Here is a 12,387-nt window from a genome sequence, read left to right on the forward strand (position 1 = left end):
TCGCCGGGCTCGGCGTAGGAGCCCGAGGCCGAGACGGTCACTTCACCCACTGGCGCACCTTCTTCGGGCTGCCGGGCTCGACGGCGTCGGGGCGACGCAGGTAGAGCGGTTCGGGCGCGGGCAGTGCCGTGCCCTGGCGCAGGCGCAGCAGGGCCAGCTCGGCCATGGCGCCGGCGTCGGGGTACAGCGGGTCGGGGTCGGCGGCGGCGGGCCCGAAGGCCTCCGCGTACATCCCGGCCCCGTGGCCGACCAGGGGCAGGCCCCCGGTGTCGATCTCGGCGGGCCGGTCCACGGCCACCTCGCCCACGCGGTGGAGGCGGTCGTCGTAACGCGCCCAGAACACCTCCTTGCGTCGGGCGTCGGTCATCGCGACGAACGGCGCGGTCCGGCCGGTGGCGAAGGCCAGGGCGTCGAGCGTGGTGACGCCGTGGCAGGGCACGCCGAGAGCGTCGGCCAGGGCGTGGCCGGTGGCCAGACCGACCCGCAGGCCCGTGTAGGGGCCGGGTCCGATGCCGACGGCGACGTGGTCGAGGTCGGCCAGGGTGATCCCGGCCTCTTCGGCCAACCGGTGGATGGTGGGGCTGAGGAGTTCGCCGTGGCGGCGCGCGTCCACGGAGGCGGCGCTCGCGCGCAGGCGGAAGGCCCCGTCGGGACCGCTCTCACCGATCGCGGCGGTCACCGCCGGGGTGGCGGTATCGAAGGCCAGCAACAGCACGGGGACCGCCTATCCGAGCCCGGGCTGGGCGCCGGGCAGGTCGATGTCGTTCCAGCGCGCGCCGACGGCGCGCAGGTGGACGGTTCGGGTGTCGTCGTGGTGGCGCTCGATGCTGATCTCCAGGCGGTCGTCCGCGAGGCCCTCGGCGACGCCCTCGCCCCACTCGACCACGGTGACCGAGTCGGGCTGGGTCATGTCCAGGTCGATGTCGTCGATCTCCGCGGGACCGCCCAACCGGTAGGCGTCCACGTGGACGAGGTCGGGGCCGCCCACCAGGGAGGGGTGGATGCGGGAGATGACGAACGTCGGGGAGGTGACGGATCCGCGGACGCGCAGGCCCTGACCCAGGCCCTGGGTCAGCGTGGTCTTGCCCGCGCCGAGGGGCCCGGACAGGATGAACACGTCGCCAGCCCTGGCCAGGGCGGCGAGGTCGCGTCCGAGCGCGCGCATGGCGTCGTCGGTGGCGGCGGTCACCGCGCGGACGGCGGGCGCGGCGCTGTGGGGCACGGTGGACACACCTGGGGTGGTCGCGGTTGCGTCTGTCATCGGGCTCGCAGTGGTCGGTGGTGGGTCGGGAGGTGGCTGGGCACAGTGGTCAGGGCGCACCGGAGGTGACCTCTTCACCCAGGTTAGGACGGGTGAAGGGTGTCCGTGGCCGGTTCGCGGCACTCGGTCCGGTCCGGTGCGCGCGGCCCCGCGCTCCGGTCCGAACGCGCGGGCCCCGGCCCGCGCCCGGTTCAGGCGCCGCCGACGTACTCGCGCGGGACCCGGGCGCCCACCCGTGTCACGATCTCGTACGGGATGGTGTCCAGGGTCTCGGCCCAGTCCTCGGCGGTGGGAACGCCCGGATCCGTGCTCGGGTCCCCGAACAGGATCGCGTCGTCCCCCGCCCGGACGGGGTCGTCGCCCACATCCACAACGAACTGGTCCATGCAGACTGTTCCCGCGATCGTACGCCTGCGCCCGCCGAGGTACACCGGGCCCCTGTTGGTGGCGGCCCGGGGAACGCCGTCGCCGTAGCCGAGGGGCACCAGGGCGAGGGTGGTCTCGCGCTCGGTCACGTAGCGGTGCCCGTAGGAGACGCCGCTGTCGGCGGGCACCCGCTTGGCGAGGGCGACACGGGAGTGCAGGGTCATCGCGGGCCGAATTCCGGGCACTTCATAACCGGGAATCGGGATGAGTCCATAACTCGCGATACCTCCGCGCACGAGATCGAACCTGGCCTCGGGGAGGGTCAGGAGCGCCGCGGAGTTGGCGATGTGGCGGACCTCGGGGGTGAGTCCGGCCTTGTCCGCCGTCTCCAGGGCCTCGTGGAAGGCGGAGAGCTGGCGCGCGATCGAGGGGTGGCCGGGCTCGTCGGCGCACGCGAAGTGCGACCAGAGGCCGCTGACACGCACGTGTCCGGCGTCCTCGGCGCGCGCGGCGGCCTCCACCAGCTGCGGCCAGTCGGCCGGGCCGACGCCGCCCCGGTTGAGGCCGGTGTCGGCCTTGAGCTGGACGCGCGCGGTGCGGCCGAGACGCCGTGCGGCCCCGATGATCTCGTCCAGGATCGCGCGGTCGCTGACGCCGAGTTCGACGTCCGCGGCGATCGCCGCGGCCACGGGCTCACCGGGCGGGACGATCCACGCCAGGACGGGCGCGGTGATCCCGGCCTCGCGCAGGGCCAGGGCCTCGTGGATGAAGGCCGTGCCCAGCCAGGTGGCCCCGCCCGCGAGCACGGCCCGGGCGGCGGGCAGCATGCCGTGGCCGTAACCGTCGGCCTTGACCACGCCCATCAGGGGGGTGCCGCCCGCGCGCTCACGGAGCAGCCGGGCGTTGTCGGCGATCGCGTCCAGGTCGACGCGAGCATGCGCGAAGTGAGCCATGGGGCCAGTCTTCCACGTGTGGGTTACCACAACAGAGCTGCGGGTATGTGGTGTTCGACCGAGTTCGGCGCCGTATCTGGGGGTACCGGCATGAACGAGTTCGGAAGCGAACATTCCGTCAATACGGGAAGTGAGCGTTCCGTCAACACGGTGCGACTGTGGTCGGGAGGCCTCGCCACCGCGGTGGTGGCCGTGCTGGTGATCTTGGTGGGCACTCTCGTGATCCGAGGGGTCATGGGGGTTCCGGTGCTCGCGCCTGAGGAGGCCGGATACCTGGGCGACGTCGGGACCGTCGTGTACGCGCTGATGGCAGGTGTGGCGGCGCTGCTGGCCACGGGCCTGATGCAGATGCTGCTGCTGTCCGCGCCGCGGCCGCGCGCGTTCTTCGGCTGGATCATAGGTCTGATCACGGCGGTCGCCGCGGTCACGCCCTTCACCCAAGGAGCCGAGCTGCCGAGTCAGATCGCCACGGCCATGATGAACCTGGTCGCCGGCATCGCCATCGCGACGCTGCTCAACAGCGTGGCGAAGACGGCGGTCGTCCGAAGCCCGCGTGCCGACGGCCGGAGCAGGCGTACGGTCCTGCGCCACGAGGGGATCCTGCCCGACGTGGAGCGGCTGGAGCACCGGGGAGAGGCCCGGGAGCCGTAGACCCGCCCGCCGGCGCGAAGTGAACGACGAAGGAGGGGCGGGGCCCGGAGGGGCCCCGCCCCTTCGCGTGCGCGGGGCGCGGCCGGAAGCGGCCCGGCACGGCGTGGCCGGGACACTGGTGCCGGGCCGGCCCCGAGCGTGCTCCCCGGAGACCCGCCCTAGTGTGGGCTGACCAGCACGCCCTCGATCATCCCGGAGCGGACGATCCAGTGGTGTCCCTCGGTGTCGCGGAAGTCGAGCAGCCCCGCCTCGTCGTGCAGGGACTTCTTGACCGTGTCGAGCGTCTGGTCGGCGGTCTGGCCCTCCGCTCCGCTCAGGTCGCCGGGGCGGAAGACGTGCCTGCGGCCGGACAGCATGTGGAGAACGATTTCCGTACTCATACGCTGCTCCTTCCCATCTGAGGTGCGCGCACCCACGATGTCGTCCGGATATCGGCGGATACGGACACCGTACATGTGACAGCCACCACACACCCGTCCCGCCGTGACCGCCGGGATACTGAGAACCCCCCACAGGCTCGGCGCGTCAGACACGGTGGACGAAGGAGTTCTCCACTCCACACGCGTGGAGGGTCGGGGAGCGACGCACCCGTTCCGCAAGGCGCCAGGCGGACAGAAGGAGGACCGACGATGAAGTTCGACGCCGTGCCCGTCGAGGACGACGAGCTCGCCCCCCCGCGTTCCGCGGACCCCGACGCGGCCGACGGCGAGCCCGGCGACCTCCCCGGCGCCCCGGCGCCCGACTCCCGCCTGCGGCGGACCTTCGACTACGCGCGCGTGCGCGCCGCGTTCGACCTGGGACGCGTGCACGGAGCCCTCAACCGGATGCACCACACCATCGAGGTCGCCCACGCCGAGGAAGCGCCACACGTCGGCGCCGCCCCCACGGAACCGCTCCCCACCGACGTCTTCCGCCCCGAGGCCTTCCAGGCCCGTGTCTCCCCCTGATCACCCGACCCCCGAGGAGTTCGTATGTCCGCTTGGGATATCACGCCCCAGGAAGTCGGATCCGTCCTGTCCACCACCGCCGGCTACATCGGCGAGGAAGGCGGCTCCGACGGTCTGCTCGGTGAGATGACCAGCCTGGAGAGCACGATCACCAACCTGAACAGCTACGTGAACAGCGCCCCCATCTCCGTCTCCCTGGGCGAGTTCGCCGAGCACTACTTCGGTCTCATGGGCGACATGCTCAGCCTGACGGCCAACGCCCTGGAGCGGACCAGCGAGGCGACCACGGCCTACGTCGAGGGCAACAACGAGATGGCCCTGGAGTCCCAGCGCAACGCGGGCGTGGTCCCGCCGCCGCCCCCGCCGCCCACCTACGGCCCCAACGTCCCGGTCTGATCGACCGCGACCGCTCGGTCGGTCCGGCTCCTCCGTAATTCCCTCACGGCGCCCCCGCGCCGTGCGCCCCGTGCTCGCCATCCCCGCCCGCCCCACACGGAGGGATTCCCGTGCTCCCACCCGAACCGTCAGTGTCCACCGCCCCACCTCTCAGCCTCGACGAGCAGATGGGGATGATGGTCGACAGCGAGGGCAAGATCAGCCCGGCCACGTTCCCGGAGCCCAGCGCCTACCCCGGCTCCATCGAGATCTACGCCTCGAACCTGCGGACGGCGGGGGAACAGGTCAGCGGTCTCGGCGACGACATCAAGTCCGCCTGGGGCGGCCTGACCTCCTGCTACCAGGCCCCTGAGGCCGGGGAGCTCTACTCCGTCCTGGACCCTGTGGCCACCGACGGCAACACCGTCCAGCGGGCGATGAACCGCGCCGCCACCGCCCTGGACAACTTCGCCGAGGACCTCACCAGCATCAAGTCCCGCTGGTCGAGCCTGCGTACCGAGGCCTGGGATCTGCGCGCACGCATGGCCGAGAAGGGCGACGAATGGCGCGACGCCGAGGGATGGAAGGGGTTGATCGGCGTCGGTGAGAGCCCCCTGGTGGAGGAGAACGACAACCTGATCGAAAAGGGCTTCCGCATCATCGAGGACTACGCGGAGGCCGAACTCACCTGCGCGAACGCCATCAACCTCTTCGTGCCGGACCGCACCAGGTTCGAGAAGGCGGGCGCCGACTCGGACAGCCTGGACCCGAACGTCTTCTACCACGGCTTCGAACAGGACCTGTCGGAGCTTGCCACCGAGTGGGGGATCGAAGGGGCCACCACCGACGAGCACTGGTGGGTCGACGCCGGCGCGGCCGTGTGGGACTTCGGGGTCGGCGCGGTCGAGGGTCTGGGGGCCGCCGTCGGCGCCCACAGCTCCGAGGGCTGGTTCTCCATGTCCTGGGACGACGCGCTGATGGAGAACTGGGAGGGCACCCTCCAGTCGGTGGCGTCCCTGGCCGGCGTGTACGACGCCGAGTCCGACAGCTACGGCTGGGCCGGCTGGGACACCGTCGGCGAGGCCTGGAAGGACGCCGCCCACGCGGTCGTGCCGTGGGAGGAGTGGGGTGAGCGGCCCGGCTACGTGATCGGTACCGCGCTGCTCAACATCGGCGTGACCGTGGCGGGTGTCGCCCTGTCGGCGACCGGTGTCGGCGCCGCCGTCGGCGTGCCCCTCCTGGCCTGGCGCGGCGCGTCCATCCTCAACAAGATGAGCGGCAGCCGCCTACCGGACATGGACCTGCCCTCGGGCGACTCCCCCTCCCCCATCTCGATCCAGCTCAACCTGCCGAACTTCGCGGGGGGCAACAGGACGCTGTTCGAGTTCGACCTGTCCGGGTTCGGGGGCGTCGACCCCAGGCGCATCCAGGACATGCAGGACGCCCTGGCGCGCTTCGCGGAGCGGAACGGGGGCGTGGACGGCACGGGCGACTCCGGCTCCCCCACGGGTTCTCGGCCCCGCACGGGGGACGACACCTCCACGGCGGACGAGAACCGGCGCACCTCCCAGCATCCCGGGTACACCGTCGAGGACTTCCGGGACGGCATGACCGTCGAGGACGTGTTCAACCCGGTCTCCCCGGAAGCCACCGCGCTCCGGGACCGGTACGGTGCGGACTTCCGCCGGACCGACGCGGAGCAGGGCGGTGACCGCGACAACTGGGAGGGCTCGGGCGACGGTAACGACGGCCGGGAGCTGCAGTACGCCGAAATCGGCCGGAGCCCGGACCACTTGGAGAACTCCGCGACCCCGGACACGCCGCAGAACCGGCGGGCCGATGCTTCCAGCTCGGACCCCGACTTCGACGCCCCGGACGACTTCCGCCCCGACGGCCCGGAGATGGCGGACCGGTCCCCGACCGTCACCAACAGCGTCGACAACGACACCCGGCCGGGCGACTCGCCCGCCAACGGCAACGACGGACCGAACAACTCTCACGTGGACCAGGGCAGCGGTTCGACCACGGTCGCCACCGGCGGCGGCAACGGCACCGGCCCCACGGGAGGACCGGGCTCCGGTCTCCCGGGCGACGGCGACAGCGAACCCCTGGACCCGAACCGCCGGGACGCGCACACGCGCGCCGTCCGCACGCAGGAGGTCATCGACGAGCTGGGGCTGGGGAACGGCGTCAGGCCGCCCGACTTCAACGAGCGCTTCGTCGATCTGCTCAACCAGCGCCCGGACCTGTTCAACGAGTTCTACGACCGTGGCGGCTCCAGGCGCAGCGTCGAATTCGCGATCGAAGGGATCAAGCTACCGATCCTGACCCGGGTCGGGGACAACGGCGAATGGTTGCCCAAGAGCAACCTGAGCGAGCCGGATCCCCCCGAATACCTCACCTCGAACCCGAACCGAATCGAGGTCGGCGACGACCCGAACCACCCGGACGCGCTCCGCCTGAACGACCTCGCGGAGCAGCGGCGGACCGCCATCGACGATGCCAAGACCGCCAGGGAGAAGTACGAGTCCCTGCGCAACGAGATCGGTGACCGCGACCCGGAGGTCCAGCGGTTGAGGCAGGTCTACGAGGACGTTCGCGCCCAACACGGTGGGGTGGAGAAGCATCCTGATGTCAAGCGCGCCCGCATCGAATACGAGTCGCTGCGCAACGAACAGGGGAACCTCGATCCGGAGGTCCAGCGGCGTCACGAAGCGAAGAACACGCTCCTCGGTGAGTCGTCGCGCGCGAGTGAGACCTTCGGTGAGGAGGTGGCCCGCCAAATCGTCAGGGAGAAGTTCGACGGCAACACCACCATCACCCTGGACGACGGCACCCCGCTGGAGCTGCCGAGGGTCATCAGGGAGATCAAGCCCACCACCTACCCCGGTCACGGCAACAGCCAGTTCGACCAGATCCACCTTGCCGAGGGTCCAAACGGCAAACCGATGTTCGTGGTGATGGAGGCCAAGAGCAGCCTGACGACCGACCTCGGCGAGCGCACCATCCCGCCGCCCGCCGGCTCGAACAGCCCTCCCACCCGCGTCTCCCAGGGCAGCAGGCCGTACTTCGGTGACATCCTCGAAGCCATGAAGGAGCGCGGTAGGAAGGCGATTCAGAAACGGCCGGAGGACAGCAAGAACCCGCTCAACGAACTCAATCTGGCCGAGGAGCTCGAGGATGCATTGGATGATGCCAGAGTGCTCTATGTGGAGGCCAAGGGCGACCCCCGTGGCCCAGAGTACGGTGGGGGCGCATTCAGGCTGTTCGACATCGGCGAAGAGAACCCGTAAGGACTGACACGATGGTCTACTCCATTCCCGCCCACGATCTCAGTGCCACTGGCTTGGAACCACTGATCGAACGCATCCCACGCACCCGTGCTCGGATCGGAGACAAGGCAGAGCAGCGACCCAAGTCCATCGACCTCAAGCTGAACACGCTGTGGTTGGACGCGTGCACCACGTTGGCCGTGGATCGCCGGGCCGCCGACCTGGAGACCTGGGAGGCGTGGACGGCCGCCATGCAGATCTACAACGCCGTCTTCGACATCACCACCCCCGAAGCGGGCGTACCGGTCGAGTTCATGTTCGACCACAAGATCCGGCACACGACCGCGACCGGCCCCTTGTACTTTGCCGACGCCGGGGCCTGGGACATGGCGTTCTACCTCGCCGTCACCTGCCGCGACCAGCACCGCTGGAAAAAGCTCTGCCACATCGACGTCGAAGTCCTGCGACGGGCACAGCGGGGCCAGGGCCGCGAGTACAACACCTTCTCCTACCACTGGATCGCCGCACGGCAGGCCTACATCCTCCATCGGCCCGAACTGGTCGAGGAACTCACCGCCGCCATGGAGCTCTCCGACCCCGCACGAGCCGAGTTCGGCGACCCTGACCAGCTGAACAAGGTCGTCTTCCCGCAGATGAACACCTTCTTGAAGTTCGCCCAAGGCGACTCGGACGGCTTCAACGAAGCACTCGCCAACGGCCTCACCCTCTGGCGCGACTATGTGACTTCTGATGAGGAGCGCGCTGAGGACATCAAGAACGTGACACCCCTCGGACTCCTCGCCCTCGCCTGCATGGGTTACGACCGCAGCTTCCACGAATCCGGATTCCAACTCGAAGTCGAATCGGACTACCTGCCCAAGCACATCGTCGAACGGTCCTGGCACGGAGAATTCGACATCTGACGCCCGAAGGCCAGCCCCTCCTGTCCAGAAAATCGACCCGAGCAACCCTGAAACCTCCTGAGGGAAATGCCGACACACCATTTCAAGCGGGGTAATCTCGACCCTGCGCACCAGAAGGAAGCCCTCACCCAGATCGGCGTCAATATTCTGGATGGGGTGCCTAATGGGTGGAGTAGAATCACTTACATGGAAGAAGCTGTCATCGAGCACTCCACTGCTCTCCTCGAAGTCGAGTACGAAGACGGCTCAACCTCCCGCGAGTCCACTACTGGCCTCAGTTTCCTGATCGACGATCTTCGGGCGGGGATGTACCAGGAGGGCAAGGGAACATGGTTCTCCATGAAGTACGTCATCACACCCCCCGGAAAGTTCCACGTCGACTTCAACTATGACGAAGATCCCGGCCTGACCTTCCCCACCGCCCACGGCTTCACCGTGGACCTCGAGTACTTCCCCCGAGATGAGGAGCACATCCCCGACTGGCTCTGGGAGAAACTCCAGGAGGAAGCCGAAGGACGAGCCACCGAGTAAGGGCGTCCGAGTCACGTTTCACGCGGATTCGAAATGCCCGGAGTGTCATGGATCCCCAAGACAAGGTTCGAACGGCCCTCGCTGCCATGAAGCACTAGAAGGAACAGAAGGAATCCGGGAGAGGCACCACCGGGTGACCTTTGCGAGGGCTGGAACCGGAACCAACAAGGACCCCTCGTATGACGTACTCCGTCCCTGCACATGGCCTCGGTCGCCACGGGCGTGGCAAAGAAGCGCGCGCGCTCGGACCAGGCCATGGTCCAACGCCCCTGAACGCCCGGCCGAATGAGGCCCAGTAGCGTACGAACCGCCCCGCTCCCCCTCGAAGGAGTCCCCTTGAGCCGTGACGTGATCGCCCTGTTGGCCGAGAGCCCCCATCGGCGTTCGCTCCTGGACGCCCTGGCCGAGGCCGGGCCGAAGCTGCGGGTGCGGCTCGTGGCGGAGGGGACCGTGATCGAGCTGCGCGACGACTCCGGCCGCCTCGTGCTCGCCGTGCAGGCCGCGCAGCGGCTCGCGGTCTCCTCCGAGGCCGACCGGCTTCTTGTGGACGGGGTGAGCGACGACCTTCCGGCCCAGCCCTACTGGGTGGAGGCCCGGGGCGCAGAACTCGGCGACACCGACACCGCCGGCATGGCCCGCCGGTTCGCCGCCCACCTGGTCGAACGGCACGGCGGCACGCTCTGGGAGCCCGAGTCCCGGCTGTCCCGCGACGACGAGCACCTCCAGGGGGCCACCGACCATCCGGCGGTAACCGTGGTGACCGGGAAGAACGCCGTCGTGGTGCAGGACCGCCCGGTGGTGTCACTGTCGAGCTGGCTCGTGGACGCCCTCGCGGCGCATGGGCGCGACGGGACCGGTCTGCAGGTGGTCACCCCGTCGACGAGCGTCCTCACCCACGCGCTGCGCTCGTTCCTGGGCAAACCCGCCGCGACCTGGGTGGTGCGCGCGCCCGACGGCCGCTACTACGACGGCTTCAACGGCCTGCCGCTCGTGTGGGCGGACGGCACCGGCTTCGTACCCGATCCCGCTCTCGACCCCGAGGACGGACCGAACCAGGCCTTCCGCGTGTCACCGGACGACGCACCGGTCGCGCTGCTGCACGTCGACCTCCAGATCGACCACCCCGTCAGCGGCGACCTGAGACTCGGCGGCGCCGTGGAGGAGCTGACCGCGAGCCTGACCGGCGCTTCTCCGTCGGTCTGGGGGACCGCCGAGCCCCTCACGCGTCCCTGGGACCGCACCCGGATCACCGAGACCGCACGGGGCCGCGCCCCCGGCCGCACCTGGCTGGCCTTCGCCGGTCGGCCCGGCGCCGGACCGGACGAGGAAGCGCTGCCCTTCGCCGGGACCCTGCTGGTGTCGCGCACGCCCACGGGTGTGCGCGAGCACGTCCTGCTCACGGTGGCCCACCGTCCCGGCGAGGAGCCGGATCTGGACGCGCTCACCCCGCTGCTGCGCGAACTGGCCGCCCAGGGCGGTCTGCGCACCATGACCGTGCACCGCGCGCTCGGCCGCGCCGACCTGACCACCCCGCCGTGGTGGGCCGGGGTGCCCGTGCCCGTCGGCTTGGCCGTGGGCGCCGAGGGGGTACTGGAGACGGGCCGCGACAGGGCGTTGAAGGCACCGGTGGAGGGTGTCGCGTTCGGCCCGCGCATGACCCCGGTGGTCTGGTACCGCGTCGGCGACGGCACGGAACCGGACTCGTGGGACCGGTTCCGTGCCCTCATGGAGCACCTCAGGCCCCGTTGAGCCTCCTGGGCCCCGCCAAGCCCGCTACGTCCTGTTGACCAGGGCGTCGGCGTGCTCGGGGCTCAGGCAGTGCTCGATGACCGTCACGGCCGCACCGATGACGCCCGCGCTCTCCCCCGCGGTGGAGGACACGATGCTCAGGTGCTCGGTGGCCAGGGGGAGTGAGCGCTGGTAGATGATCTCCCGGACCCCGGCGAGCAGGTGGTCTCCGGCCAGGGCCAGCGCGCCGCCGATGACGATCACCGACGGGTTGAACATGTTGACCGAGGCGGCCAGCACCTCGCCGACGTCGCGTCCGGCCTGGCGCAGGGCACGCAGCGCCGGGACCGATCCGTTGCGTGAGAGCTCCACGACGTCGCGGGCGCCGCGCGCCGGGACGCCCTCGGCGGTCAGTGCCTCGGCGAGGGCGGCGCCGCTGGCCACGGCCTCCAGGCAACCGGTGTTGCCACAGCGGCACTGGCGGCCCGCCCCGCTGGGGACCTGGATGTGCCCCATGTCCCCGGCCGCCCCCTGGGCGCCCCGGTAGACCCTGCCCTCGCTCACGATGCCGCAGCCGATGCCGGTCGCGACCTTGACGAACATCAGGTGGCTGGCGGTGGGCCAGGCGACGTGGTGCTCGCCGACGGCCATGATGTTGACGTCGTTGTCCACCAGGACGGGCACGGGCAGCCGCGCGCCGACGTAGCCGGGTACGTCGAAGTCGTCCCACCCGGGCATGATCGGCGGGTTGACCGCGCGGCCGGTGGAGTACTGGACCGGCCCGGGCAGGCCGATGCCCACGCCGAGCAGGTCCGGGACCTCGCGGCCGGCGCCGTCGAGCAGCGCCCGCCCCCGGTCGACCACCCAGTCCAGAACCGGTTCGGGGCCCAGAGCGATGTCGAGGTCGGCGCGCTCCTCGGCCAGGACCGTCCCGGTCATGTCGGTGAGGGCCAGCCGCGCGTGGGTGGCGCCCAGGTCGGCGGCCACGACCACGCGGGCGTCGGGGCGGAACGAGAAGGTCGTGGGCGGGCGCCCTCCGGTCGAGACCGCCTCGCCCGCGGGGCCGATGAGCCCGCTGGCCAGCAGCGCGTCCACGCGCTGGGTGACGGTGGAGCGTGCCAGACCGGTCACGGACGCCAGTTCGGAGCGGGTGCGCGGTCTTCCGTCGCGCAGCAACCGCAGCAGTGTGCCCGCCCCCGGTACGGCGGCCGTCGCGCGCAACTCCGTCAAACCCCTGCCCCCTGAGCCCGTCAGCGCCTCTTCCGTCATGGAACCAGTCAAGCACAGGATTCTCGTCCGGGTTCGAGCGCACCTAAAGTCTTTGTTTCCGACAACTTCTGATTGACTCTCGACATAAGTCCCGCGTACGGTGTCGCCATG

At 70.2% G+C, this 12,387-nt stretch carries 12 protein-coding genes; 7 read left to right on the forward strand and 5 right to left on the reverse strand.

Going from position 1 to position 12,387, the window contains the following annotated elements; genetic code table 11:
- Positions 1 to 37 precede the first annotated feature (37 nt).
- The 3 genes from tsaB to alr form a co-directional block, all read right to left on the reverse strand.
- Positions 38 to 715 (reverse strand): tRNA (adenosine(37)-N6)-threonylcarbamoyltransferase complex dimerization subunit type 1 TsaB, encoded by a 678-nt coding sequence (tsaB, locus tag M1P99_RS07420; protein ID WP_304451916.1) that lies wholly within the window; start codon positions 713 to 715, stop codon positions 38 to 40.
- Between the two features lie 9 nt (positions 716 to 724).
- Positions 725 to 1,261 (reverse strand): tRNA (adenosine(37)-N6)-threonylcarbamoyltransferase complex ATPase subunit type 1 TsaE, encoded by a 537-nt coding sequence (gene tsaE, locus M1P99_RS07425; RefSeq protein WP_304451917.1) that lies wholly within the window; start codon positions 1,259 to 1,261, stop codon positions 725 to 727.
- Positions 1,262 to 1,452: 191 nt separating this feature from the next.
- Entirely contained in the window at positions 1,453 to 2,580 is a 1,128-nt protein-coding gene (alr, locus tag M1P99_RS07430) for an alanine racemase (protein WP_304451918.1), read from the reverse strand.
- A 90-nt stretch (positions 2,581 to 2,670) separates the two neighbouring features.
- Between alr and M1P99_RS07435 the strand changes: the two genes are divergently transcribed.
- Positions 2,671 to 3,231, forward strand: coding sequence for a DUF6069 family protein (locus M1P99_RS07435; RefSeq protein WP_304451919.1), 561 nt, complete (start codon positions 2,671 to 2,673; stop codon positions 3,229 to 3,231).
- A gap of 158 nt (positions 3,232 to 3,389) precedes the next feature.
- On the opposite strand, the gene M1P99_RS07440 is transcribed toward M1P99_RS07435, so the two are convergent.
- Positions 3,390 to 3,611, reverse strand: a complete 222-nt coding sequence (locus M1P99_RS07440) for a hypothetical protein (RefSeq protein ID WP_304451920.1) — start codon at positions 3,609 to 3,611, stop codon at positions 3,390 to 3,392.
- Positions 3,612 to 3,860: 249 nt separating this feature from the next.
- Between M1P99_RS07440 and M1P99_RS07445 the strand changes: the two genes are divergently transcribed.
- From M1P99_RS07445 to M1P99_RS07470, 6 genes are all read left to right on the forward strand, one after another.
- Positions 3,861 to 4,178 carry a hypothetical protein gene (locus M1P99_RS07445; RefSeq protein ID WP_304451921.1) on the forward strand — a complete coding sequence of 106 codons (318 nt, stop codon included), beginning with the start codon at positions 3,861 to 3,863 and terminating at the stop codon, positions 4,176 to 4,178.
- Positions 4,179 to 4,202: 24 nt separating this feature from the next.
- Complete coding sequence (locus tag M1P99_RS07450; RefSeq protein ID WP_053617243.1) at positions 4,203 to 4,574, forward strand: DUF6507 family protein; 372 nt, start codon at positions 4,203 to 4,205, stop codon at positions 4,572 to 4,574.
- 131 nt (positions 4,575 to 4,705) lie between these two features.
- Positions 4,706 to 7,846 carry a hypothetical protein gene (locus M1P99_RS07455; protein WP_304451922.1) on the forward strand — a complete coding sequence of 1,047 codons (3,141 nt, stop codon included), beginning with the start codon at positions 4,706 to 4,708 and terminating at the stop codon, positions 7,844 to 7,846.
- Between the two features lie 53 nt (positions 7,847 to 7,899).
- Complete coding sequence (locus tag M1P99_RS07460; protein ID WP_304451923.1) at positions 7,900 to 8,748, forward strand: immunity 49 family protein; 849 nt, start codon at positions 7,900 to 7,902, stop codon at positions 8,746 to 8,748.
- A 186-nt stretch (positions 8,749 to 8,934) separates the two neighbouring features.
- A complete protein-coding gene (locus M1P99_RS07465; protein ID WP_304451924.1) occupies positions 8,935 to 9,279 on the forward strand; it encodes an immunity protein YezG family protein in 345 nt (114 codons plus the stop codon).
- Between the two features lie 336 nt (positions 9,280 to 9,615).
- A complete protein-coding gene (locus tag M1P99_RS07470; protein WP_304451925.1) occupies positions 9,616 to 11,028 on the forward strand; it encodes a DUF6177 family protein in 1,413 nt (470 codons plus the stop codon).
- 24 nt (positions 11,029 to 11,052) lie between these two features.
- On the opposite strand, the gene M1P99_RS07475 is transcribed toward M1P99_RS07470, so the two are convergent.
- Positions 11,053 to 12,276, reverse strand: a complete 1,224-nt coding sequence (locus M1P99_RS07475) for an ROK family transcriptional regulator (RefSeq protein WP_304455618.1) — start codon at positions 12,274 to 12,276, stop codon at positions 11,053 to 11,055.
- Between the last annotated feature and the right edge of the window lie 111 nt (positions 12,277 to 12,387).

The organism is Nocardiopsis sp. YSL2 (assembly GCF_030555055.1).
Taxonomy (GTDB): domain Bacteria; phylum Actinomycetota; class Actinomycetes; order Streptosporangiales; family Streptosporangiaceae; genus Nocardiopsis.

What these genes read in the sequence shown, in the direction of transcription:
- alr (WP_304451918.1), bottom strand. Translation starts at nt 2,580, where the DNA reads ATGGCTCACTTCGCGCATGCTCGCGTCGACCTGGACGCGATCGCCGAC.
- M1P99_RS07435 (WP_304451919.1), top strand. Translation starts at nt 2,671, where the DNA reads ATGAACGAGTTCGGAAGCGAACATTCCGTCAATACGGGAAGTGAGCGT.
- M1P99_RS07440 (WP_304451920.1), bottom strand. Translation starts at nt 3,611, where the DNA reads ATGAGTACGGAAATCGTTCTCCACATGCTGTCCGGCCGCAGGCACGTC.
- M1P99_RS07465 (WP_304451924.1), top strand. Translation starts at nt 8,935, where the DNA reads ATGGAAGAAGCTGTCATCGAGCACTCCACTGCTCTCCTCGAAGTCGAG.
- M1P99_RS07445 (WP_304451921.1), top strand. Translation starts at nt 3,861, where the DNA reads ATGAAGTTCGACGCCGTGCCCGTCGAGGACGACGAGCTCGCCCCCCCG.
- M1P99_RS07450 (WP_053617243.1), top strand. Translation starts at nt 4,203, where the DNA reads ATGTCCGCTTGGGATATCACGCCCCAGGAAGTCGGATCCGTCCTGTCC.
- M1P99_RS07475 (WP_304455618.1), bottom strand. Translation starts at nt 12,276, where the DNA reads ATGACGGAAGAGGCGCTGACGGGCTCAGGGGGCAGGGGTTTGACGGAG.
- tsaE (WP_304451917.1), bottom strand. Translation starts at nt 1,261, where the DNA reads ATGACAGACGCAACCGCGACCACCCCAGGTGTGTCCACCGTGCCCCAC.